Here is a 23679-nt window from a genome sequence, read left to right on the forward strand (position 1 = left end):
GCCGGTCGAGGGCGCCGAAGGCGAGCAGCTCGCGCAGGCCGTCGACGGTCTCGACGGTCTCGGCGGAGAGCGCGGCCGCCGCGTCCCGGGTCCGCGCCCCGCGCGCCGCCCGGCCGCGCCCGTCGAGCAGGGGCCCGAGCAGCAGGAGCCCGGCGGCGGGCAGCACGGCGGCGAGCAGCCACGGGTCGACGACACCGAGGACCACGGATCCCGTGGTGAAGACGGCACCGGTGGCGAGGAGTTGGGCGATCGCGTGCGCGTAGAAGAACTCGAGGGCCTCCACGTCGCCGAGCGCGGCGGAGGCGAGGTCCCCGCTGCGCCGCCCGGCAATCCGCGCGGGCGCGCTCCGGGCGAGCCCGTCGAAGACGCGGACGCGCAGCTCGGCGAGGACGCGGTAGGCGAGGTCGTGGGAGAGGTCCATCTCCCGCCAGGTGGCCAGTGCCCGGAGGAGCACGAGGGCCACGAGGACGAGCACGGTCCGCACGCCGGGCGCCTCGCCGTCGACGACGGCCGCGCCGACGGTGTGCGCGGCCAGCGTCACCAGCGCGACCAGTGCGACCTGGTCGACGAGCGCCGCGACGAAGGTCCGCGCGGTCGTCCCGCGATGGGCCCCGAGCACGGGCAACAGCGCCCGCAGGGCGCCGGGCGGGGTCGGGGCACCGTGGGCGGAGGCCGGGGGGTCCGACGCGGGGTGCGACTCCCCGGGCGTTCCGGACCCCGACGCACCGCCGCCCGGGCGCGCCGCGGGGGCGGCCGCCGCCGCTTCGGTACGGCTCGCCGGATCGCTACAGCCGCGGACTCCGCGCCCGACCGTGCCCGGCTCGCCCGTTCCCTCCGTCATGTCGCCCCTCACGCCGCCGTCTCCTCGTCCCTGTCCTGCGCGTCGATGTCCTTCGCGGCGCGGACCCTCGTGCCCGGGTCCTTCGCCTCCACGTCCCTCGTCTCCCTCGCGTCCGTCGCGCTTCCCGCGGCGACCAGCCGGGCGTACAGCCCGTCGCGCTCCCGCAGGTCCGCGTCGGTGCCGATCGCGTCGACCCGGCCGCCGTCCAGGACGACGATCCGGTCCGCGTCCCGTACCGACGCCAGCCGGTGCGCGACCACCAGGCAGGTGCGCCCGTGCGCCGCCGTGCGCAGGGCGCGGCCGATGTGCGCCTCGCGGCGCTCGTCGACGGCGCTGGTCGCCTCGTCCAGGACGAGGACGGGCGCGTCGGCGAGCAACGCCCTTGCCAGGGCGAGGCGTTGACGCTGACCGCCCGAGAGCGTCGCGCCCCGCTCGCCGAGGACCGTGCCGTAGCCGTCCGGCAGGGCCCGTACCTCCTCGTGGACGCCCGCCGCCCGCGCGGCCGCCCGGAGTTCCGCGTCCGTGGCCTCCGGCCTGGCGAGGCGCAGGTTGTCGGCGACGGAGGCGTGGAAGAGGTAGGTGTCCTGGGAGACGACCGCGATCCCGCGCCGGAGGGACGCCAGGGTGTACGAGCCGTGCGCCGCGCCCCCGACCGTGATCCGGCCGCCGTCCGGATCGCCGCCCTGCCGCAGGAGCAGCCCGAGGAGCGTGGACTTGCCCGCGCCCGACGGCCCGACGATCGCCGTGGTCCGCCCGGCCTCCGCGGTGAAGGTGACGCCGCGCAGGGCGGGTTCGGCGGCGCCCGGGTGGGTGTGGCGGACGTCCTCGAAGCGGATCTCGGGCGCCTCGGTCCAGGCGGCGACGGTCCGTCCGGTGTCCGGCAGGGCACCGGCCGAGGTCCGCAGCGCGGTGATGCCGTCTGCGGCGGAGACGCCGAGGTAGCCGGAGTGCCATTCGCGCGAGAGGTCCCGCACGGGCCGGAAGCACTCGGACGCCAGCATCAGGACGAGGTAGGTGCCGGTCGCCGTGGTCCGCCCGGACACGGCGGAGGAGCAGGCGACGAGGGCGGCGGCGACCGTGCCACCCTGGACGGCGAGGTCGGTGATGCCCGTGTCGACCAGGGAGACCCGGAGTTTGGCGACGGTCGCCCGGTGGAGTTCCGCCGAGCGCTCCTCCAGCCTGGCCCGGGTCCGGGCGACCGCCCCGGCGGCGCGGAGGGCGGGCATGCCCTGGAGCGCCTCCAGGTAGTCGGCGGACAGGGCCTCGTACGCCCCCCAGTGTTCCTGCCCGCGCCGGGCGAGCAGCCGGTCCCACCAGCGGGGCGCGAGGAGCGCGAGCAGGAGGGCGGGGGCGAGCACGAGGGCGGCGAACGGTTCGACGAGGGCGACGGCCAGGAGGAGGGCGGGGGGTACGGCGACGGTGACGAGGAGTTGGGGGAGGTAGCGGGAGACGTAGGCGTCGACCCCCTCGACGCCGTCGACGAGCGTGGCGCGCACGGCTCCGGCCCGCGCGTCCGCGGCGCGCGGGGCGCCGAGCACGCCGAGTCGGGCGAGGAGCGTGTCGCGCAGCCCGGTCCGCACGGTGGCGCCCGCGCGCACGGCGGCCCGCCGCTGGAGGCGGGTGAGCCAGGCCCGTACGAGCACGACCCCGAGTACGCCCGCGAGCAGCGCTCCGAGCCCCTCGCCCTCGCCCCGGGCGATCCGGGCGAGGGCGAACGCCAGCAGGACGGCCTGCGCGAGATGGGTGACGCCGACCCCGACGAGCAGGCCCGTGGCGAGGGCGAGCCGCCCCCGCGCGGGCCGCACGGCACGGACGAGTTCCGGGTGGACCATCATGACGACGCGCCTCCTTGCGCGGGTACGGGTGGGTGGGCCGGGGCGCCCGCGAGGGGCCGCGGAGCGGCGGGCGGCGGTCCCGCTCCCGCGCGGGTGCCCGGTCGGCCCCCCGCGGGCAGGGGGTGCCAGCCGACGGCCAGGGCGTGCAGGACCGGTCCCCGGTCAGGTGGCCCGCCGAGGGCCGCGCCGAGGTCGGCGGACTGCCAGGTGCCGACGGGCCGGGACGGCAACCCGGCCGCGCAGGCCAGGGCCTGGGCGAGGCCCACGGCGTAGCCGGCGCCGAGGTGCGCCCGACGGACCCGCGCGGGGTCCGTGTCGTCGGGACAGCCGTACGCGAGGAGTACGGCCCCGGCCTCGGCGAGCCACGCCTGTCCCGCCGCCCAGCGTGCGAGGGTGGGACGGGCGTCCCCGACGGCCAGGACGCGGAGCCCGGGGCCCGCAAGGACCGCCGGCTCGGGACCGCCGACAGCCAGGCACCAGCGGACGCCGTCGGGCCCGGCGGCTTCGACGGCCCTGACGAGACAGGCCAGTTGGGCGGGGGCGGGGATCCCGTGAAAGCCGGGCGCCGCACTGCGGCGAGGCCGGACGGCCCCTGCAGGGCTGGCCGGTGCCACATCGTCCGACGCCTCACCGCGGCCGGCCGCCGAGTCGGGGCCGAGACCGGCCGTGCGGGCGCGGCCCGGCATTCCGCCCGAGACCGGTACCCCACCACGGCCGCCCCTCCCGAGCCGGACGGCCTCCCCGACCAGCCCCGGAAAGCCGGACCAACTCCCCTCGCCGCCGGAGCGGGTCACCTCCGTCAGCGCTTCCCAGGCCGCGACCAGCACGCCGGGGGCGGTCCTGCCCGGACCGCCCCCCGGTGCGTCCCGGGAGCCGTGGGCGGCCCAGCAGTCCAGCAGGTCGCCCCGAGGCGCACCGCCCGGCCCCCACCACACCGCGGCCAGGGCGTGTTCGGGCTCGTCGGAACCGCTCGGCGTCCCCAGGCCCGCCGCGGCGGCCAGCAGCTCTCCGCTCGCGTCGGCGCAGTACGCGTCCGCCCCCGCGAGCGCGAGCGCGGCGAGCGCGTGGCCCGTGTCCAGGAGGAGCAGGGGCCAGCCGCGGTGGCCGTAGTGGGAGACCGTCCGGCGGGCGGTCACCGTCAGGACGGCGGCCATGCCCGCGGGGGCGTCGGCGGGCGCGCCACCGCGGGCGTGGAGCCGGTCGGTCACGGGGTCGTAGGCGTACCGTCCCGGTGCCAGTTCCTCTCCCGGTCCGACCAGCAGATGGGCGTTGACGGGGTGCAGCGCCCCCGCCGACGCCGCCGGCCGCAGCCGCTCACCCGCGAGTGCCGCCGTGAGCACCGCCGCCGGCGAGCCCGGCACGGGGATCGGTGCCCCCGGCCGGCGGGCGACCGCCGGCCCGGCGGGAAAGTCCGGACCCGGCTCGCGCGTCGAACGCGCCAGCGCGAGAGCGTTCCTGAGCCCGCCCCCGGCGTGCCCGTCGTCCTCGTAGGTCATCGTCGGTGCCCGCCCTCACATGTGCGGCGGCGGCGTGAGCGTGAAGTCGCCCGGGGCCGTGGGGGCGGCGGTGCGCCAGCCTCGTGCGAGGGCGGCATGGCCGAAGCGCTCGCAGCCGAGGTACGCGAAGGCCGCGGGGGCGTTCGGGACGAGCCCGGACACGAGCACCCGCGCCACCCGCAGGGGCGTCTCGGCGATGTCCTCGGTCGTCAGGTCGAGGGTGATCAGCCGGTGGCCGCCCGCCGCGAGGCGGGCGTCGAGGGCGGACCTGCTGCCCGCCGGTATCGCGTCCACGGGGACGACGCCGAGGGCCGGTTCGGTGAAGCGGCGGGCGTGGGCGGCCATCCTCGGGTCGAGCCAGACCTGGACGTGCGCGCCCAGGTCCCGTACCGCCGCGAAGTCCTCGCCGACGGCGTCGAGGTAGCGCCGGTCGGCCCGGTGGTCGAGGTAGAGGCCGCGGGCGAGCATGCCGGCCTCGATCGCGCGGAAGACCCAGCCGTCGGCGTCGACCGCGCCCTGGGTGAACACCCAGGTGTGGACCGCCTCCAGGACCGCCTTGCGGGCGGCCTCCGCGGGGTCGTAGCGGCAGGCGAACCCGGCGGCGTGGATGCCGCGTTCGGGGTCGTAGACCCATGCGGCGACGCACGGCGCGAACTCGGAGGGCATCTCCACGATCCGGACGTCGAGCCCGCACCCTTCGAGGTCGCGGTCGAGCCCGGGCACGGAGCCGGGGTCGATGCCCCGGGTGGGCCCGTCGAGGTGCCACCACAGTTCCAGGGCGTCACGCTCGACGACTTCGAGGAGTCCGCGCTCGACGGCGTCGTCGAAGCCCTGTCCCGTGGCGATGCCCGCGTAGTTGAGGTGGTGGGTGCGCGGCAGCGAACGCAGGTCGCCCTGACGCCAGTTGAGGTGACTGAGCGCGACCGGGACCCAGCACTCGCCCCGACCGGGCTCGTCGCCCCTGGCCCAGAGCGCGGGGGTGTCGTCGTCCAGTGGGCGGTAGGGGAAGCGGGGGCGGGCGTACTGCCACGCGGCGTACGTGGGCAGGTCACCGGGGCCGTACAACCGCCGTCCCTCCGCGCGGAGTTCGGCGGCCGTGGCGAGGCGGGGCGCGTCCGGGTGGCCGGGCGGCGGGAGGCGGTTGCCGCAGTAGCGCTCGACGGCCTCGGCGACGGCGGCGAGGCGGGCGCCGCGCGCGTCGCCGAAGGTGGTGCCGAGGGAGACCCGGTCGGCGGGCCAGGGCCCGAACCTGCGCGCGTCGGCGACCTCCGCGGTCATCGCGGTGTAGCGGGGCGGGGCGCCCGTGGGGTGCGGGACGGGCTCGACTCCGCGTATGAGCCCGCAGACGGGGTCCACGAGCGCGTCGAGGGACGGTACGCCGGTGAGGGTCAACGGAGTGTCTCCTGTACGGGATCGATGGCGACGGTCCGGGGGCTCACGGGCAGCAGCAGGGCGCTGCCCGCCATCCGCACGGTCCGCCGGGAGGGCAGCAGCCGGGTGGCGGTGACCGGGTCGTCCCCGGTGTGGGGGTTGCGGGCGTGGGCGGGGAAGTGGTGTCCCGCGACCTCGACACGGAGGCGGAGCCCGGCCTCCAGGCGGCGGGCGAGGTAGCCGAGCGGAACGGTCAACTCCCGCTGCTCGAAGCTCTCGTGTCCGGGCGTGGACCGCACCACGCCGGTGGCCAGCGGCTCGGCCCGCCCGTCGGGGCGGAGGGCCACGAGCCGTACCGCCCAGTCGGCGCTGCGCCCCTCGGCCGCGGCCACGAGCCGCACCTCGGCCTCGCCGTGCAGGTCGAGGGGGCGCGGGAGCGGCGGGCTCGCGAGCAGACAGCGGTCGGGCGCGGCGCGTTCGTCGATGTCGAGCCGGTCGGAGCGCACGGGCCGCTCGGGATCGGCGAGGAACTCGGCCCCGCGCACGAGCCGCAGGCCGGCACTCTCGCCGAAGCGGTACGGAACGAGGCCCGCGCGGCCGGGGGCGGGGGCGCCGGACGCGCGGGCCTCCGCCTCCGCACCGCGCCAGTGGGCGCTGCCGCCCAGGGCGACCGCGCCGCGCCGGCCCGTGAGGGTTCCGGCGAGCGCGCGGCGGGCCCAGCGGGCGTACAACGAGCCGAGGTCCAGGTGGTGTTCGGGACGGGCCTCGGGCGCCGGGCCGGCGGTGAGGCCGTGGCCCCAGGGGCCGAGGAGGAGCCGCGCCGGGCCGCCCCAGGAGCGCCAGAGCCGGAGCGTGTCGGTGGCGAAGGGGTCACGGCTGCCGCCGACGGCGAGCAGCGGCACGCGGGCGGCCGCGGCTCGCACCGTCGGCCGGTCGTCGCGTCGCGCGGCCCAGACCCCGGGCCAGGAGGCGTGCGGGAGCAGGCGCGAGACGGGGAGCCGGTCGAGGAGGTCGGGGGTGTCGCGCAGGGCGTGGGCGAGGGCGTGTTCGTCGGAGTCGGTGCGGTCGCCGTGCGCGAGCCACCAGCCGGCCCGCGCCGACAGCCGTTCCACTCCGCTCTCCTCGCGCGCCACTTCACCGGGCCCGAGCGCGGGCACCGCGGCGATCACGGCGTCGGGCGCGTGCCCGACGGGCCCGTCGAGGAGCGGCGCGAGGGCGCAGTGCGCGGCGTAGGAGGCGCCGACCGCGACCACGCGTCCGTCGCTCCACTCCTGGCCCCTGATCCAGGCGAGGGCGGCCGCTCCGTCGGCGGCCTCGGAGCGGTAGGGCGACCAGGTGCCTTCGGAGGCATGCCGCCCGCGGACGTCCTGGCCGACGGCGGCGAACCCGCGCGCGGCCCAGGCCCGCAGTTCGGCGCGGTGGCGGCGCCGGTCGTAGGGGGTGCGGAGGAGGACGGCGGGGTGGGGGCCCTCGCCGTCGGGGAGGCAAAGGTCGGTGGCGAGCCCGCCGACGCGCAGAGTCCTCACGCGGCGCCCCGAACCGTACGCCCGTCAGCCGCGCGTGCCCCGACCCGGCCATCGGGGGCGGCGGCGCCGGCGACCGCCGGGACCGGCAGGACCGGGTGGGCGGTGAGGGTGAGTTCCCCCAGGTCGATGCGGCGCAGGCGTCGGCGGGCCGTGCGCAGCCGCGGGCCGTCCGGCCCTTCGGCCCAGGCGAGGAGGTCGGCGGCGAGGAGGCCCGCGGTGAACGCGGCCGATGCGGCGTCGTGGCCGGGACCCTCGTCGCCGAAGCGCGAGCCCTCCCAGTACGCGGCCAGTTCGCGGTGGGCCGGGGTCGCGGCGAGGCGGCGGAGCCGTACGTCGGCGGAGCTGACGTCACCGGGAGCGCAGGCGGGCGGCTCCACCCACACCTGGCCGCCCTCGCGGTGGCAGCGCAGCCAGGCCGTTCCGCCGTTCGGGAGCCGGTCCGCGGCGTCCCAGAGGCCCGGCGGTACGGGTCCGTCGAGGCACCAGACGACGGCGGTACGCGGTCGGCCGGCCAGATCGGACAGCTCGCCGGGCGCGGTGTGCCGGAGTTCGCCGCCGAGGTCCCGTACGCACCGGGCGAGCGGACCGGTGAGGACCGGGTCCCCGAGGGCGAGTACGGTCCGGCCGGCGAGCGTCGTCCCGGCGGCGGGCCGGTCGGCGGGGGTGGACGGTTCCCGCGTGGTGTATCCGGCCTCCTCGAACGCGGCCACCAGGTGGTCGAGTTCGCCTGCTCCTCCACCGCTCGTGAGCCGGTTCACGAGCTCCTCGGGGGCGACCGCGCCGGTGTCGACGCGGAGGAACTCCCCTGCGGGCGTGCGTACGGCGAGCCCGTGGCCGGGGACGGCGACGAGGGCGACACCGGGGGCGAGTCGGGCGGTGGTCACGGCGGTCTCTCCTGGACGGTCGGGGGTGCGCAGGGGGGGTGGAACGGGAGGGGCCCGCCCGGGAAGGCGATCCGGGCGGGCCCCCGAGTGTCCGGCTCAGTGCCGGACGCCCGGACTCAGTTGTCCGAGTCGGTGTCCGCCTCGACGGTGTCGTCGAAGGGGTTCTCGACCAGGGCGTTCGAGTGGGTGGCGGACAGGTGGGCGAGCTGGCCCTGCTCCGCGATCGGGCTGAACACCTTGTGCTGCTCCATGAGTTGACTCTCCATTCGTCGTGGATGGGTCACGCCGTCGTGTCCGGCGGCGCACCACAGACACTAATGAATATGATTTTCATTTCGCAACCTCCTCGGCGCTTTCCAGAGGGTGATCCGGGTAACACACGGGCCATCCGCCCTCCGGATCACGCCCCACCCGGCCCGCCACACCGAGCACATCGGCCAGCAGCGCGGGAGTGACGACCTTCTCGGGCGGCCCGTCGGCCGCCACGAGGCCCTCCCGCAGCGCCACGATCCGGTCGGCGAACCGCGCCGCGTGGCCCAGGTCGTGCAGCACCATCACCACGGTCAGCCCCCGCTCCTCCCGCAGCCGCACCACCGTCCGCATCACCTCCAGCTGGTGCCGCAGGTCGAGATAGGTCGTGGGCTCGTCCAGGAGCAGGATCCGGGTGTCCTGCGCGAGGGCCATGGCCAGCCGTACGCGCTGCCGTTCACCGCCCGACAGGTCGTCCACGGGACGGTCGGCCCAGGTCTCCACGCCCACGTCCGCCATGGCCCGCGCACAGACCTCGTCGTCGCCGTCGCGCAGCATGCCCAGCGGGCCCCGGGCCGCGTACCGGCCCTGGCGCACCAGCCGACGCACCGTCATGCCCGGTACCGGGGGCGCCGCTTGGTGCAGGATCGCCACGCGGCGGGCGGCCTCGCGACGGGACATCCGCGCCAGGTCGTCACCGTCGAGCAGCACCCGGCCGCCGGCCGGCCGCAGCAGCCCCGCGCAGAGCCGCAGCAGCGTGGACTTCCCGCAGCCGTTCAACCCCACGAGCGCGACCGACTCCCCCGGTTCGACGGCCAGTTCGACACCGGCCAGCACGTCCCGGCCCGGATATCCGAACCGCAGCGCCTCGGTGCGTAGCGAGCCCGCGTGGGGCGGCGGCCCGGGGCGGCCTTCGGAGGCGCCCAGGGCGTGGCCCGCCTCCACCGCTCGGGTCCCGAGGGACTCCGTGATCCTTCTCATCTCTCCTCCTGTCGCCTGCGGGCCACGATCAGCAGCAGCGCCGCGCCCACACCGGTGGTCAGCGCGCCCGTCGGGAGACTCAGCCGGTCCGTCCCCAGGGCGTCGGCCAGGACGGGCGAGAGCCACTGCGCGGTGGCGTCGGCCCCACCCACGACCACCGCGCCCAGCAGGGCCGCGCCGGGCAGCGCCCCGCGCAGATCGGCCCCGAACAGCGCGAGGGCCAGATGGGGCACCAGCAGCCCCACGAATCCGAGCGCGCCCACCACGGCCACCGCGCCCGCCGTCAGGGCGACCGCGCAGACGAGGGCGGCGAGGCGGGCCCTGCCGGTGGACAGACCGGCCGCCGCGGCCTGTTCGTCCCCGCACCGCAGCAGGGTCAGGGGCGCGGCGAGCAGGCAGGCGGCCAGGCCCCAGACCGCCGCCCAGGGCCAGAGCAGGTGCCAGTGGTCCATGACGCGGCCCTCGGTGGAGCCGACGAGCCACTGCACGACACTGCCGAGTTCGCCCGGCGCGACGAGCAGGACCATCGCGGTGAGCCCGGACAGGACCGCCGAGACGAGGACCCCGTGCACCGCCGTGCGGTCCGGGTCGCCCCGGTCCCGGCCGGCGAGCAGCCAGAGCAGCCCCGCCCCGGTGAAGCCGCCCGCACAGGCGGCCACGACCACCGCGAACGGGGACTCCCAGCCCGCGAGACCGAGCCCGGTCGCGGCCACCGCGCCGAGCACGGCGCCGGGGGTGACCCCGGTGACCTCGGGGCCGGCCAGCGGGTTGCGCAGCGCCGCCTGCAGGACGAGGCCCGCGAGCGCCAGGCAGGCTCCCGCGGTGACCGCCACCAGGGTTCTGGGGAGCCGGAGTCGGAGCACGACATGGCGTGCGAGGGGCTCCCCGCCGCCCCTCAGGACGTCGGCGACCTCCCCCGCCCCGACGGCCCGCCCGGCCACGAGACCGCCCGCGACGACCAGCGCGAGGCCGACGGCGAGGAGGCCGAACAGCGCCCACGCGGGCGGCCGTCGCGACGCCGGACGCGGTCGCCGCCCCCGCCCCCGTCCCCGTACGGACCCCGGACTCTGCTGACGGTCCAGGTCCCGTACCGACGTGGTCGCCGTCATCGTCCCGCCCCCGTCCGCAGCAGAGCGACCCCCGCCGGCACGCCGAGGAGCGCGGTCCAGGCGCCGACCGGTGTCTCGATCGGGCTCAGCGCCAGGCGGGCCGGCTGGTCGGCGCAGAGCACCACGAGGGCGCCCAGCGCGGCCGACCAGGGCAGCCAGGTCACCGCGCCGCCGTCGGGCCGGAACCTGCGGGCCAGGTGCGGGGCGAGGAAGCCGACCCAGGCGATCGGGCCGCAGACCGCGACGACCGGGGCTATCAGGAGCACCGCGAGCCCGAGCGCGGCGAGTCGGGCGCGCCGTACCCGGACACCCAGCGCGCGGGCGTCCTCGTCGCCGAGCCGCAGCACGCCGAGGACCGGGGCGCAGAGCACGAGCGCGGGAACCGCCGCCGCGAGCCAGGGCCACAGACCCGTGACGTCGTCCCAGGCCCGGGCTGAGAGGCTGCCGAGGAGGTAGCGGTAGACGATCTGCAGGTCGAGTTGGTCGGCGAGGACCATCAGGACCAGCAACGCGGCCTGCAGCGCGGCGGCGACGGCGGCTCCGGTGAGCAGGACCGCGCTCGGGCTGCGCCCGAACCCGGCGGCGAGCAGGGTGAGCAGCCCGCCGAGGGCCGCGCCGGCGAGGGCGAGCAGCGGCTGTGCGAGGAGCGGCACGGGCAGGGCGAGGACGAGCGGCGCGGCGACCCCGAGCGCGGCGCCGCCGGAGACGCCGAGCATCTCCGGTACGGCGAGCGGGTTGCGGAGCGCCTCCTGCAGGACGAGCCCGGCGGCCCCCAGGCAGGCCCCGGCCACCAGGGCCAGGACGAGCCGGGGAAGGCGGAGTTCGGTGAGGATCACCGTGGAGGTCACGCCGTCGGCCCCGAGGGCCGGCAGGAGCAGCGCGCACGCGACGGCCGCGGTCAGGACCGCGGCTCCGCCGCCCGCCTGACGGAGCGACAGGGGCTTCACCGCAGCGCGGCCGTCGCCTCGTCGAGGACGAGTCCGAGCGACCGGGTGCCGCGGCCCTTGGCCCAGACCTCGGCGTCGACCTCGTGGACGCGGCCGTTCTGCACGGCCGGGATCTTCGACCAGAGCGGGTTCTTGGCGAGCTTGTCGGAGAGGCGCTGCCCGGGGGCGGCGGGGCCGCCGAAGGAGAGGGTCTCGACGAACAGGACGTCGACGTCGCGGGCGAGGATCTCCTCCATGCTGTACGTGCCCTCGACGCCCCGGCTCTTCCAGGGGTAGTCGGCGATCGAGGGGAACAGCCCGGCGGCGACGTCGTTGCCGGGGGTGGCGACGCCGAAGTTCTCGTCGCTGCCGAAGATGATCAGCGCGGTCTTCTCGCTCCGCGTCCGCTCCGCCGCCGCGAGCTTGGCGCGGAAGGCCTTCTCCGCCGCCTCGCCCTGTTCCGTCCGGCCGGTGAGGGCGGCGAGGTCGCGCAGATAGCCCACGCTGTCCTGCCAGTCGCCGGGCTGGACGGGCCAGAAGACGGTGGCGCCCTTGAGTGCGGGGGCGAGCTTGCCGTGGGTGTCGGCCAGACCGATCACGAGGTCGGGCTCGTACGAGAGGATCGCCTCGGTCTCGGGGCTGAGGAAGCCACCGGGAACGACGGGGATCTTCCCGGCCTTCTCCTTGCCGAGGAACTTCTCGTGGGCGAGGAGCGCCGAGTTGGTGGCGGCGGGCTCCATGCCGAGCTCGGCCAGCATGTCGTCGCACAGGGCGACGAGGCAGACGATCCGCTTCGGCGGAGCGGGGGTCGTGACGGTGACGCCCTTGGCGTCCGTGACGGTACGGGCAGCCTTGATCGGGCGGACGGTCAAGGAGGTCGCGGAGCCGCTCGCAGCTCCGTTCCCGGAGCCGCCGTCCGCACCGCTGCCGTCGCCCGCGGCGGCGCCGCAGCCGACGAGCAGGGTTCCCAGGACGGCGGCGGCCGTCCACCGGCGCGCCCTTCGCAGCACGAGCATCCTGCGCGACATGTGTTCCTCGGTTCTGTGTGGCCCGGGACGGGGCAGGCGTGTGCGGCGGGCGTCCCGGGGCTGCTCGCACCGCACAGAGTGCCACATGATAATCATTATCAATAGGCCCGCCTCCCCGCACCCCACCCCGGAGCTCCCATGCCACTGCCGCCCCGCCTTCTCGTCGCCGACCAAGTCGCCGGAGGCATACGCGTGTTGGACCTGCCCGGCGGGTCGACCGTCGGGGTCGTCGAGGGCCGGCACCTCGCCGAGCACGCCGGATTCCTCGCCCTGCCCGGCGGGCGGAGCGCCTTCGTCGACGACCTCGCGGGCGAGCTGGTCGTCCTGGACCCCTACGGCCCCGAGGCCGGCCGCCCGCTCGTCGAGACGACGGCGCCCGTGGCCACGCCGGCCGAGCACCTGGCGACCGACGCCTCGGGGCGCCTGGTGGCGGTGACGACCGGCCTCGGCCGCAACGAGGAGCCGTGGAGCGACCTGCTGACCCTGGTCGACCTCCGCCCCGACCTGACCTCCCCCACCCCCGGCGGGGCCCGATCGGTCCGGCCCCGCTCCGTGCGGGTGCGGACCCGGGTCGGCGAGCCGGGCGTCACCCTGCTCGGCGACGCGGACCCGCTCGTCGTCCTGCGGCACCGCGAACCCGGCACCCTCTCCGCGTACGCCGCAGGGACGCTGCTCGCCGGCGCGCCCGCCTGCCCGCCGGCCGCCCCCGACCACGAACTGCCGCTCCCGGACCACGACGGGCACGGCGACGCTCTCGACCCGTACAGCGGGCGGCTGTTCGCCGCGGCCGGCTCCGGTGTCCACCGCGCCCGCCGGGAGGACGGGCCCGCAGGCGCCCGGCTCGTCGCCGAGGAACCGCTCTCCTGGGCGGGCCAGGGCCGCGGCTACTACCTCCGCCTCGACCCGGCCCGGCGCGCCCTGTGGTCCTGCGTGCGCGGCGGGCCCGCCGACCCGGGGCGGTGGCCGGAGTGGACCAACGACGCCTGGTTCCACGACCTCACGACCGGCCGCACGGGACGCGTGCCGCTCGGCCCCGGCCTGGTGTTCCGGCTCGCGGTCGCCGCCGCGCACGTCGCGTACGCACGGGTGCACCCGGACGGCGACGAACTGGTCCTGCTCGACCCGTCCCACACTCCCCTGCCCCGCGTCACCGCCCGCCTGCCGCTGCCGCCGATGGACGGCGCGCCGCTGCCGGGCGGCACGCCCTGGGACGGCGTGCAGCGGCGGGCCGTCGCGGCGTCGCCCGGGGCCGCGTACACGGCCGTCAGCCGGGGCGGTCACGGGGAGGTTCATCTCTTCGAGGGAATGCGCCCCCTGACGACCCTGAAGGTGCCGACACCCCTCGACGACGGCGGCCATCTGGCCCTCGTGGCCCCGGGGGACGGGGCGCAGGCGGACCGGATCGGCCGCTGAGCGTGCCGTCCCGGGGCTCGGACGCACAGCGTCCGCATACCGGTCAAGGTCTTGTCTTGTGAAATCTTTCACCTGACCCCTTGGCCAGCCCCGCGCGTTCGTGCTGAGATGCGGGCTGACCCAATAGCTCAATGGCGCGCTCGGGGAGGGCAATGTGGCGGACACCGCCATGTCTGGTTCCGGAACAACGGGTGGCGACGATCCGGCCCTTGGCTACGGCGGGGCGACCCCGGTGGAGACGGCCATATGGCGTCTGCGCTCGCGCGGTTGCTGGACGGACGCGGCAGCTCTGCTCGCCCCCCGCGCGGCGGAACCGGCGGCAGCGCTGGAGCGGGCGGCTCTCCTGATCGAGCGCTGCCTCTACACCGAACAGGGGTGGGCGGACGCGGAGGAGGCGCTCCGGGCGGCCGAGGCCGTGGCACAGACGGACGAGGAGCGCGGGGCCGCCGCGTGCGAACGCGGCTATCTCGCCTACGCGTCGACCCTGCTCGGGGTACGGGACCGGGCGGACGAGGCGACCGCCGCGCTCGGCCGGGCCGCGGCGCTCATCGGGCCGTCGGCCGAGGGGCGCCCGCTCCTCGACTACCGGCGCGGACTTGTCGCCCAGAACATCGGCGACTCCCCGCAGGCGGCCCGTGCCGCCTACCGGCGCGCCCACGCGGGCGCCTCGGCCCAGGGCGACAGCCTGCTGCTCTCCTCCACCTGGCGGCATCTCGCCGGACTCGCCCTGAGGGAGGGCGAGTTGGCGGAGGCACGGCACGGCTTCGCCGAGTCCCTGCGGATCCGCGAGGAACTCGGCTACCTGGTCGGTACGGCCCCGGCGCTCACCGCCCTGGCGGACACCGAGACGGAACCGGAGGCGGGGCGCCTGCGCGCCGAGGCGGCCCGCCTCTTCCGCCTCCTGGGCGGCGTACCGACCTGGCTCGCCGCCCAACTGACGCCCAGGCCCGCCGTCTGACGGACCGTCGGACCATGCGGCCGGACCGTCGTCCGAAGGACGGCGGCCCGGCCGTTCGCCTCACCCGGCCGTCGGCCCCCTGCGGCGCGGCCGGGCCCAGCCGGGCACCCGTTCCAGGCACAGCAGCGCCTCGTCCATGCCGACGGCCACCGCTCCGTCCGGCATAACCGCCACCGCGCGGACCGGGGGTCCCGGACGGAACGGGAGGCGGGCGCGGGTCTCCAGGTCGTGGAGTTCGACGAGACCGTCGGCCCAGGCGATCGCGAGCAGCGCGCCCTCGGCGGACTCGGCGGACTCGGCGGCGTGCAACGAGACGACCGGCACGCGCCGTTCGGCGATCGGGGTCGGTTCCGGGTCCCGGCCCGGGATCCAGCGGCGCACCGTGCCGTCCTGGCCGCCGCTGCAGAGGAAGGGGCCGGTCTCCGTCTCGACGGCCGTCACCGCCGTCACCCGGCCGCTGTGCAGGGCGGCCTGGTGGATGCCCGTCAGGCCGAAGGCGTGGACCGAGCCGAGCCGGTCGCCCACCACCACCGAACCGCCGATCGCGGCGAGCGCCGTGCCCGGGTGCCGGGTGAGGGTCGCCGCGACGGCGGTCGTGAGCCGTTCGAGGTACGGCGGCCTGGGGGCGGGCCCGGGGACGGGCAGCAGCCGGCCCCGTTCGTCGAGGAGCAGGAGTGTGCCGTCGGGCGCGGGGGCCAGTGTCTTGATCCGGCCTCCCGACGGGCTCCGCAGCGGCTCGCCCGCGGTCGTCGCGTCGGCCGCGCCGAGGACCTGCACGGTGTCGGTGGTGCCCGCGACCAGCAGCTGGTCGCCCGTCACCCCCAGAGCCGTGACCGGCCCGGGCCACGGCGGGGTCAGGTCGCCGCGCACCCTGGTCCACCGCACGCGCCAGGGCGCGTCCGCGGCGAGCCCGCGCAGCGCCGGGCGCAGCCGGGGGTCCGCCCCGTCCCCGAGGGCGCCGAGCAGGACGACGGCCCGGTCGGCCGGGTGCTGGTCGCGGCAGAGCGACTGCCCGGTCCGCAGCCACGCCGACCGGAGGCCGCCCCGGTCGTCGCCGGGTCCGGTCACGTACGCGGTGGTGACCCGCAGCGGGTCGGCCGTACAGACCGCGACCGGATCGGCGAGGTCGACCGCGTGCCGCGCCTCGTACGGCTCCGCCGCGGGCCACCGGCCCGGGCCCCACTCCGCTTCCGCGCCCGCACCGTGCTCGGCCCCGACGTCCTCGCCCGCGTGCGCGGCCGAGCCCGAACCGGCTCCCGCGCGTGCGCCCTTGCCCCCGGCCCCACGGGCCCGGCCCGAACCGGACGTCGAAGCGGACCCCGAGCCCGGGCCACGCCCCGGCTCCGCCCGGCCCGCGGTGTCCTCGACGTCGGTGTCCAGGTCGACCACCATGACCCGGCCCTTCGCCACGAGCAGGTCGTACGACGGTGTGCCCTTGCACGTCTCGACGACCAGGCGGACCCGGCCCGACGCGGCCAGTTCGGCGACGAGTTCGGCGATCGCCTCGGGTTCCGCGGCGGCGTGCAGGTCCGGCAGGACCAGGGCCGCGCGGCGCGCCTCCGTCGTGGCGACGGCCTGGACGAGTTCGCCGGGCGTCCGGGCCACGACGCCGAGCCGGTTCGCGACCGTCCAGGCCGCGCCGAGCGCGCACTGGCCGGCGAGCGGGATCAGCTCACGCGCCGCCCGCCTGCGGCGCGCGCCCGCGCGCGTGCCGTGCGCGGCGAGCCAGCCGAGGAGCGCCGTCTTTCCCCGGCGCGGCCCGCCGACGACCAGGCAGAGGCGCGGGGCGTCCGGGTCGGTGAGCCAGCCGAGCAGGGCCGCCGCCTCGGCCTCCGTACCGGCGGCGGGGCGGTCTCCACGGACGGATCCGGTCACGGGCACCTTCCCCACGCCGGGGAGGGAGTCGCGGACGGCATGGGACACCTCACGGACGGCGCTGTACGGACGGGACGAGGGCGACAACCGAGCCTGGGGAGCGACCGGACGGCGACAGCGGACACGGGCAACGGCCGGCCACCGACGGCCGACGCCTGACCCCGTGCCGACTGACGGCAACGACCTTAGTCGTCAGTCCGCCGATCCGGTGAAATGCTCTCTGACAAGTGCCTGTACGACGGTGACATCCTGGGCGATCAGGGCGTCGAGGAGGGCGGTGTGCTCCGCCGCGTCCGCCACCAGGTCGCCGTGCCGGGTCACCGGGCCGCTCACCAGGGGCCATTGGGACCTGCGGTGCAGGTCGTCGGCGACGAGGAGGAGCTGCTCGTTGCCCGCGAGGGAGAGGACCGCCCGGTGGAAGGCGCGGTCGGCCTCGGCGTAGTGGGCGCGGTCGCCGCGCGCGGCGGCGGTCGAGGTGGCCTCGGCCAGCGGTCTCAGCTCGGCCCAGCGGGCGGCCGGGACCGTGCGGGCGAGCCGCAGCATGACCGGGACCTCGATGAGCGCGCGCACCTCGGCCAGCTCGGCGAGCTCGCGCGGGGTGCGCTCGGTGACGCGGAATCCCCGGTTCGGTACGACCTCCACGGCGCCCTCCACGGCCAGCTGCTGCATGGCCTCCCGTACGGGGGTCGCGGAGACGCCGAAGCGCTCGGCGAGGACGGGGGCGGAGTAGACCTCGCCGGGGACCAGCTCGCCGCCGACGAGCGCGGTGCGCAGGGCCTGGAGGATCTGGCCGCGCACGGAGTGACGCCGGACGGTGCGCGGAGACGCCTCCGGGGCAGGTGCGGGCGCGGGAACGGGCGCGGCCAGGTAGGCGCTCCCGGCGACGGGGGCCGGACGGGGTGCGGGCGGCTCACTGTGGGTGTGCTCGCCCCGCACAGCGGTGGGCTCGCCGCGGACGCCCGAGGAATCCCCTCGGACAGCCGCGGGCTCGCCCCGTACGCCCCGGGAATCCCCTCGTACGGCCGCGGACTCGCCCCGGACGGCCGCCGGCTCGCCCCGTTCGGGCGGCGCCGCGCCCCGTGCCTGTGCCGGAACCCGTGCGGACCCGCCGTACGACAGGTGCGACTCTTCGCGCGCTCTGCCCTGCTCCACCCGGGTCCTCCTGCGGGGTCGTGCCGGGCCTGGCTCGCGATACCGAGGCCCCCTGTGCACGATAGGCGGACGGGGCCGCAGTTCAAACCTCCGACGCATCGGGTAAGGTAAGGCTAACCTGCTAACGATCGCGATTCGGTGGTCCCGTATGGCCCTCCCCGCCCTGCTCCCCGCCCCCTTCACCTCGCCCGTCGCGGCCTCGTACGCCCGCCTCGGCGAGGTGTTCCCCAGCCTGCGGATAGAGGAACTGGGCAGCCACGAGCAGCCGCCGCGCGGTGCCGGCTGGGTCGGCGCGGACGAGCTCGCGGCCGGCGGAGCGGCCCTGGACGCCTTCCTCGCCTGGGACAACGCGCAGGTGCTGCGTGACTACGGCACCCAGGCCAGGCCCGACGTGATCGCCAGCTTCGGACTGCACCGGTACGCCTGGCCCGCCTGCCTCCTGGTCACGGTCCCCTGGTTCCTGCACCGCAGGGTCCCCCGCCTGCCCGTCCGCAACGTGTCCTTCCAGCGGGCCCTGGGACGGATGGCCGTCCGGATCGAGGAGTTCGCCTGCCTGCCGGGCGACCCCGCCGCCGCACTGCCCGGCGCCCGGGTCGTCCCGGACGAGGAGGCCCTGCGGGCCGAGGCGAGGGCCGCGCTCGCCGAGCACTTCGAAGAGGTCCTGGCCGGCTTCGGGCCGCGGATGCGCCGCGGCAGGCGGGCGCTGTGGGGGATGGCGACCGACGAGATCGTCGAGGGGCTCTGGTACATCGCGGCGCTGCTCGGCGAGGAGGAGCGGGGGATGGCCGAGCTGGAGCTGCTGATGCCCGGCACGGCCAAGCCGTACGCCGGCGCCGCGGGCTTCCGCGAGCTGCCGGGGGCCGAGGCGCCCGACGGCACGCCCCGCGCCACCCGGGACCGGGCGACCTGCTGCTTCTTCTACACCCTGCGCCCCGAGGACACCTGTCTGACCTGCCCGCGGACGTGCGACGCCGAGCGGGTCCGCCGGCTCGCCGCGACCGCCTGACGGACCCGTCCGCCGCCCAGCGGCGGGCCTTCGGATTACGCCACCCGATCGGGTGGCGTGAATCGAACGCAACTCCCTTGCATCGCCCGGCAGTTCGACCGGATCGCACCTATTCGTATGCCGTCGGGGCCCAATGGCGTGCTCTTGCCGCGAAACGGCGTGGGGCGCCTCCGGGGTCGGCCAGTATGGGCGGCCGTAACGCCCTACTGCGATGCGAGGGACACCGCATGAGACTGACCGACATATCGCTGGACTGGCTGCTTCCCGGTGGGGTGATGGTGGCCGGAGTCCTGACGGCGGTGGCGGTGCTCGCGCGCGGCAAGCGCGCCGGTGACCAGGCCGCGGCCGAGGACTCCTGGGAACGCAGCGAGGAACGCCGCAGGCGCAAGGAAGCGATCTACGGAACCGCCTCCTACGTCCTGCTCTTCTGTTGCGCGGCCGTCGCCGCCGCGCTCTCCTTCCACGGTCTCGTCGGCTTCGGCCGGCAGAACCTGAACCTCACCGGGGGCTGGGAGTACCTCGTCCCCTTCGGCCTCGACGGGGCGGCGATGTTCTGCTCGGTCCTCGCGGTCCGAGAGGCCAGCCACGGCGACGCGGCCCTCGGCTCGCGGCTCCTCGTCTGGCTGTTCGCGGGCGCGGCGGCCTGGTTCAACTGGGTGCACGCGCCGCGCGGCCTGGGCCATGACGGCGCCCCGCAGTTCTTCGCGGGCATGTCCCTCTCGGCCGCGGTCCTCTTCGACCGGGCGCTCAAGCAGACCCGCCGGGCGGCGCTGCGCGAGCAGGGCCTGGTGCCGCGTCCGCTGCCGCAGATCCGGATCGTCCGGTGGCTGCGGGCGCCCAGGGAGACCTTCGCCGCGTGGTCGCTGATGCTCCTCGAGGGCGTACGGACCCTGGACGAGGCCGTCGACGAGGTGCGCGAGGACCGGCGCGAGAAGGAGCAGAACCGGCACCGCAGGCGCGAGCAGGAGAAGCTCGACCGGGCCAGGATCAAGGCGATCAACCGCCAGCACCGGGCCTTCGGCCTGGGGCGTGGAGGCGGCCGTCAGGTCGAGGTGCCGTCACTGGGCGCCGGAGCGGGTTCCGCGACACCGTCCCTGAACGCGGGCACCGGCTCCGCGACGCCGTCCGTGGGGACCGCCGTCGCGGAGCCCGCCATAGCCGACCCCGGACAGCTGCCGCTTCGACACCGGCCCTCCCTCCAGGCCGTGCGAGGTACTGAACCCCGCACGGTGGACCTCACCGCCGAGGACGACACCCAGACGCTGCCCCGGCTCGACTCGCTGGAGCGCAAGCTGAAGGACCTGGAACAGCAGTTCGGGTGAACCGCCCGCGAGAACGGCGGGGCGGCGTGAGAGCTCTCACGCCGCCCCGCCGTTCAGTTCGAACCACACCACCTTGCCCACGCCGTGGTCCTCCACCCCCCAGGAGTCGGCAAGTTCCTGGACCAGGACGAGACCCCTTCCGTTCGTACCGTCGTCGGCGACCGGTACGCGCGGCTCGGGGAGCCCGGGGACGAAGTCGCGTACTTCCACGCGCAGGCTGTCGGGCACCACGGTCGCGGTCACCACCGCGCCGTGGTCGGTATGGATCAGAGCGTTGGTGACGAGTTCACTGGTGAGCAGCTCCGCGACGTCGGACGCGCCCGGTCCGCCCCAGGTCCGCAGCATTCTGCGCAGGGCGTGGCGCACCTCCGGAACGGCGGTGAGATCCGCGCATCCCACCTTTCTGAGCAGTTGAGTCGGCTGTCGTGCCTCCCCGTTCATAACCCCCACCCACATGTCGGTACACATCTCCTCGAACAGGCTCACGGGGATGCATGCCCCACCGAACGTCGCGCATTCATACCGGAGTGGCGCCGAACGGACGCGGCTCCTCAGGGCCGGGGGACGTTGCGCAGGTTGGAACGGGCCATCTGGACCATCCGGCCCACACCGCCGTCGAGGACGATCTTGCTCGCGGAGAGGGCGAAGCCGGAGACCATCTCGCGGCTGATCCGCGGCGGGATGGAGAGCGCGTTGGGGTCCGTGACGATGTCGACGAGCGCCGGACCCTTGTGCTTGAAGGCGTCCTTGAGGGCGCCCGCGAGCTGCTTGGGCTTCTCGACGCGCACACCGTAGGCGCCGGCGGCGCGGGCGACGGCGGCGAAGTCGGGGTTGTGGTTGGTCGTGCCGTACGACGGGAGGCCGGACACCAGCATCTCCAACTCGACCATGCCCAAAGAGGAGTTGTCGAAAAGAACGATCTTCACGGGGAGGTCGTACTGGACGAGTGTGAGGAAGTCGCCCATCAGCATGGAGAATCCGCCGTCGCCCGACATCGAGATCACCTGTCGGCGGCGGTCGGTGAACTGGGCGCCGATGGCCTGCGGCAGCGCGTTCGCCATCGAGCCGTGCGAGAACGACCCGATGATGCGGCGCCGCCCGTTGGGGGTGATGTATCGGGCGGCCCATACATTGCACATGCCGGTGTCCACGGTGAACACCGCGTCGTCGTCGGCGAGTTCGTCGAGGACCGAGGCGACGTACTCCGGGTGGATCGGGACGTGCTTCTCGACCTTGCGGGTGTACGCCTTGACGACCCCTTCGAGGGCGTCGGCGTGCTTCTTCAGCATCCGGTCGAGGAAGCGGCGGTCCGTCTTCGCCCGCACCCGCGGGACCAGGCAGCGCAGCGTCTCCCGTACGTCGCCCCAGACCGCCAGGTCGAGCTTGGAGCGCCGCCCGAGGCGCTCGGGACGGACGTCCACCTGGACGATCTTGACGTCGTCGGGCAGGAAGGCGTTGTACGGGAAGTCCGTGCCGAGCAGGATCAGCAGATCGCACTCGTGAGTGGCCTCGTAGGCCGCTCCGTAGCCGAGCAGTCCGCTCATCCCGACGTCGAACGGGTTGTCGTACTGGATCCACTCCTTGCCGCGCAGCGCGTGGCCGACGGGCGCCTTGACCCGCTCGGCGAACTGCATCACCTCCGCGTGCGCGCCGGCCGTCCCGCTGCCGCAGAACAGCGTCACCCGATCGGCCTCGTCGACCATCTTCACCAGCGCGTCGATCTCCTCGTCACCCGGGCGGACGGTGGGCCGGGACGTCACGAGCGCGGTCTGCCAGGCCTTGTCGGGCGCGGGCTCGGAGGCGATGTCGCCGGGGAGCGCGACGACACTGACGCCGCTCTGCCCGACGGCGTGCTGGATGGCCGTCTGGAGGAGCCTCGGCATCTGCCGGGGGCTGGAGATCAGCTCGCTGTAGTGGCTGCATTCGGCGAAGAGCCGGTCCGGATGCGTCTCCTGGAAGTATCCGAGGCCGATCTCGCTGGAGGGGATCTGCGAGGCGAGCGCGAGGACCGGGGCCATCGAGCGGTGCGCGTCGTACAGGCCGTTGATCAGGTGCAGATTGCCCGGGCCGCAGGAACCGGCGCAGGCGGTGAGCCGGCCGGTGATCTGGGCCTCGGCCCCGGCGGCGAAGGCCGCGACCTCCTCGTGCCGGACCTGGATCCAGTCGATGTCGGGGGTACGCCGGACGGCGTCGACGACCGGGTTCAGGCTGTCGCCCACGACTCCGTACAGTCGCCGGACGCCGGCCCGGACGAGGATGTCGACGAACTGCTCCGCCACGTTCTGTCTGGCCATGGGTCCATCAACCCATGGGGCGGAGCGTTACGCCTCCCAGACGGCGACCCCCGTGCGGTCGTCGGCGTACCCCTTCACCCGGAGCTGGGTGTCGGCGAGGTAGGCCGCGAGCCCGGGCGGTTCGGGGGACGCCCAGCGCTGCGCCAGCTCCTTCGCGAGGGCGGGTTCGCCGCGGATCGGCTCGGCGAGTCCGTTCGAGGCGAGCAGGAGGGTGTCGCCGGGGCGGGCGACGGAGGCGCGGAAGCGGAACGGTTCGGCGGGCGGCGGGAGGGGATCCTCCACGAAGGGGGCGCCGGGCGGGCCGGTGACGCTGAGCCGCATGGTCCGGCGGTCGCCGTCGGCGGTCTCCGACGGCGGGGAGCCGAAGCCGACGACCGGGGCTCCGCTGAGCGCGGCGGGCTCCGGGAGCAGCGGCTCGATGTCCTGCCAGGCGCCGTCACGGAGCCGGAAGAGGCCGCCCGCGCCGATGCCGAAGAAGACCCGGGTGCGGCAGTCGGGGTCGGCCGAGAGCAGCAGGCAGCGCAGGGTCGCGGTGTACTCCTCAGGTTCCACGCCCAGTTCGGCGGCGCGGGCCCGCAGCTTGCCGTACGTGCGGTCGGTGAGCCGGTGCAGCCCGGACTTGAGGTCACCCCTGCGGCCGGAGCGGATGTCCTCGGAGAGCCGGGTGTGGCTGCGGCCGACGGCCTCGGCGATCCAGCGGCAGGCGTCGGCGGCGGCGAGGTGCCCGCCCTCGGCGGACCGGGCGCCGCTCGCCACGGCGACGAGGACGAGCGCGGCCTCCTCGTGCCCGAACCGGGCGGTGAGCAGGGCGTCCCTGCGGGGTTCGCCGCGGTAACGGGCGGAGTCGCCGCGCTGGGAGGCGGCGCGCAGGGTGTACGAGCCGTAGCGGGCGCCGTCGAGGACGGTGTCGGCGACCAGTTCGCCGAGCTCGCCCGGCCGGGCGAGGGGCAGCGCGGTCGGTTCGGCCTCGTAGGTGGGCGGGCGGTTGCCGATGTGCGCGGTACGGGGGCGCGGCAGCGGAGGGGCAGGCGGCTCGGGGGCCTCGGGGGCTGCCGCGGGAGCCGGCTCGGGGGTGGGGCGGTCCACGGCGAGCGTGGCATCGGGGTCCGCGTCCGGGGGCTCCCAGGGAGCCCGGGGCGGGCGCGTCACCGCGGGCGGAGGTGTCGGGTCACCCGCCGGCGGGGACCCCGTCGTGCTCGTCGTGGCGCGTGACGCGGAGTCGAAGCGGTCGTCGAGCGTGTCGCCCGTGGCAGTCGGGGCCGTGTCCGGCACCGCGTCGTCGTAGAGCTTGTCCCACCAGTGGTCCCCCTGCTGAGTCATGCCCTTATTGTCCACCGCGCAGGCCGCCAGAAAACGGGACATGCCGAAAAAGAGGTCCGCCGGGCGACCCCACCCCCCACGGGAAGGACGCCC

At 76.0% G+C, this 23679-nt stretch carries 19 protein-coding genes and 1 pseudogene; 4 read left to right on the top strand and 16 right to left on the bottom strand.

All coding sequences use genetic code 11. The features are described from left to right. From AB0E14_RS23640 to AB0E14_RS23690, 11 genes and pseudogenes are all read right to left on the bottom strand, one after another. Positions 1-853, bottom strand: an 853-nt coding sequence (locus AB0E14_RS23640; RefSeq protein WP_362421424.1) for an ABC transporter transmembrane domain-containing protein, incomplete at its 3' end; no start/stop codon positions are given. Then, positions 850-2676 carry an ATP-binding cassette domain-containing protein gene (locus AB0E14_RS23645; RefSeq protein ID WP_362421427.1) on the bottom strand — a complete coding sequence of 609 codons (1827 nt, stop codon included), beginning with the start codon at positions 2674-2676 and terminating at the stop codon, positions 850-852. The genes AB0E14_RS23640 and AB0E14_RS23645, both read right to left, overlap by 4 nt. After that, the gene (locus AB0E14_RS23650) at positions 2673-4172 is read right to left on the bottom strand and encodes a nitroreductase (protein ID WP_362421429.1); all 1500 of its coding nucleotides are present in this window, start codon (positions 4170-4172) and stop codon (positions 2673-2675) included. Before AB0E14_RS23650 ends, AB0E14_RS23645 begins: the two co-directional genes overlap by 4 nt. Positions 4173-4187: 15 nt before the next feature. Next, the gene (locus tag AB0E14_RS23655; RefSeq protein ID WP_362421432.1) at positions 4188-5564 is read right to left on the bottom strand and encodes a YcaO-like family protein; all 1377 of its coding nucleotides are present in this window, start codon (positions 5562-5564) and stop codon (positions 4188-4190) included. After that, positions 5561-7069 carry a CocE/NonD family hydrolase gene (locus tag AB0E14_RS23660; protein ID WP_362421435.1) on the bottom strand — a complete coding sequence of 503 codons (1509 nt, stop codon included), beginning with the start codon at positions 7067-7069 and terminating at the stop codon, positions 5561-5563. Before AB0E14_RS23660 ends, AB0E14_RS23655 begins: the two co-directional genes overlap by 4 nt. Further along, positions 7066-7953 (bottom strand): hypothetical protein, encoded by an 888-nt coding sequence (locus tag AB0E14_RS23665; protein WP_362421439.1) that lies wholly within the window; start codon positions 7951-7953, stop codon positions 7066-7068. Before AB0E14_RS23665 ends, AB0E14_RS23660 begins: the two co-directional genes overlap by 4 nt. Before the next feature lie 116 nt (positions 7954-8069). Beyond that, positions 8070-8204 carry a streptamidine family RiPP gene (amiA, locus tag AB0E14_RS23670; protein ID WP_362421441.1) on the bottom strand — a complete coding sequence of 45 codons (135 nt, stop codon included), beginning with the start codon at positions 8202-8204 and terminating at the stop codon, positions 8070-8072. A gap of 63 nt (positions 8205-8267) precedes the next feature. After that, a pseudogene (locus AB0E14_RS23675) lies at positions 8268-9129 on the bottom strand (ABC transporter ATP-binding protein). Between the two features lie 50 nt (positions 9130-9179). Further along, positions 9180-10292 (bottom strand): iron ABC transporter permease, encoded by a 1113-nt coding sequence (locus AB0E14_RS23680; protein ID WP_362421444.1) that lies wholly within the window; start codon positions 10290-10292, stop codon positions 9180-9182. Continuing rightward, positions 10289-11194, bottom strand: coding sequence for an iron ABC transporter permease (locus tag AB0E14_RS23685; RefSeq protein ID WP_362421604.1), 906 nt, complete (start codon positions 11192-11194; stop codon positions 10289-10291). Before AB0E14_RS23685 ends, AB0E14_RS23680 begins: the two co-directional genes overlap by 4 nt. A gap of 41 nt (positions 11195-11235) precedes the next feature. After that, positions 11236-12246 carry an ABC transporter substrate-binding protein gene (locus AB0E14_RS23690; RefSeq protein ID WP_362421447.1) on the bottom strand — a complete coding sequence of 337 codons (1011 nt, stop codon included), beginning with the start codon at positions 12244-12246 and terminating at the stop codon, positions 11236-11238. A 138-nt stretch (positions 12247-12384) separates the two neighbouring features. On the opposite strand from AB0E14_RS23690, the gene AB0E14_RS23695 reads away from it, so the two are divergent. Further along, a complete protein-coding gene (locus tag AB0E14_RS23695) occupies positions 12385-13659 on the top strand; it encodes a hypothetical protein (RefSeq protein ID WP_362421450.1) in 1275 nt (424 codons plus the stop codon). Positions 13660-13828: 169 nt separating this feature from the next. Continuing rightward, positions 13829-14617 carry a hypothetical protein gene (locus tag AB0E14_RS23700; protein WP_362421453.1) on the top strand — a complete coding sequence of 263 codons (789 nt, stop codon included), beginning with the start codon at positions 13829-13831 and terminating at the stop codon, positions 14615-14617. Positions 14618-14677: 60 nt separating this feature from the next. Here AB0E14_RS23700 and AB0E14_RS23705 read toward each other — a convergent pair whose 3' ends face one another. Beyond that, on the bottom strand, positions 14678-16492 hold the full coding sequence (locus AB0E14_RS23705; protein WP_362421456.1) for a hypothetical protein: 1815 nt from the start codon (positions 16490-16492) through the stop codon (positions 14678-14680). Positions 16493-16684: 192 nt separating this feature from the next. Beyond that, a complete protein-coding gene (locus AB0E14_RS23710; protein ID WP_362421459.1) occupies positions 16685-17644 on the bottom strand; it encodes a GntR family transcriptional regulator in 960 nt (319 codons plus the stop codon). 148 nt (positions 17645-17792) lie between these two features. Here AB0E14_RS23710 and AB0E14_RS23715 point away from each other — a divergent pair, with 148 nt between their 5' ends. Together AB0E14_RS23715 and AB0E14_RS23720 are read left to right on the top strand one after the other, a co-directional pair. Beyond that, positions 17793-18650, top strand: coding sequence for a (2Fe-2S)-binding protein (locus tag AB0E14_RS23715; RefSeq protein WP_362421461.1), 858 nt, complete (start codon positions 17793-17795; stop codon positions 18648-18650). A 227-nt stretch (positions 18651-18877) separates the two neighbouring features. Further along, the gene (locus tag AB0E14_RS23720; RefSeq protein WP_362421464.1) at positions 18878-19972 is read left to right on the top strand and encodes a DUF2637 domain-containing protein; all 1095 of its coding nucleotides are present in this window, start codon (positions 18878-18880) and stop codon (positions 19970-19972) included. A gap of 36 nt (positions 19973-20008) precedes the next feature. Here the strand turns inward: AB0E14_RS23720 and AB0E14_RS23725 are convergent, their stop codons facing one another. From AB0E14_RS23725 to AB0E14_RS23735, 3 genes are all read right to left on the bottom strand, one after another. Beyond that, entirely contained in the window at positions 20009-20428 is a 420-nt protein-coding gene (locus tag AB0E14_RS23725) for an ATP-binding protein (protein WP_362421467.1), read from the bottom strand. A 95-nt stretch (positions 20429-20523) separates the two neighbouring features. After that, positions 20524-22266, bottom strand: coding sequence for a pyruvate dehydrogenase (locus AB0E14_RS23730; RefSeq protein ID WP_362421469.1), 1743 nt, complete (start codon positions 22264-22266; stop codon positions 20524-20526). A gap of 27 nt (positions 22267-22293) precedes the next feature. Continuing rightward, a complete protein-coding gene (locus tag AB0E14_RS23735; protein ID WP_362421471.1) occupies positions 22294-23586 on the bottom strand; it encodes a protein phosphatase 2C domain-containing protein in 1293 nt (430 codons plus the stop codon). Positions 23587-23679: the final 93 nt, after the last annotated feature.

It is taken from the genome of Streptomyces sp. NPDC047981, from assembly GCF_040653315.1.
GTDB lineage: Bacteria > Actinomycetota > Actinomycetes > Streptomycetales > Streptomycetaceae > Streptomyces.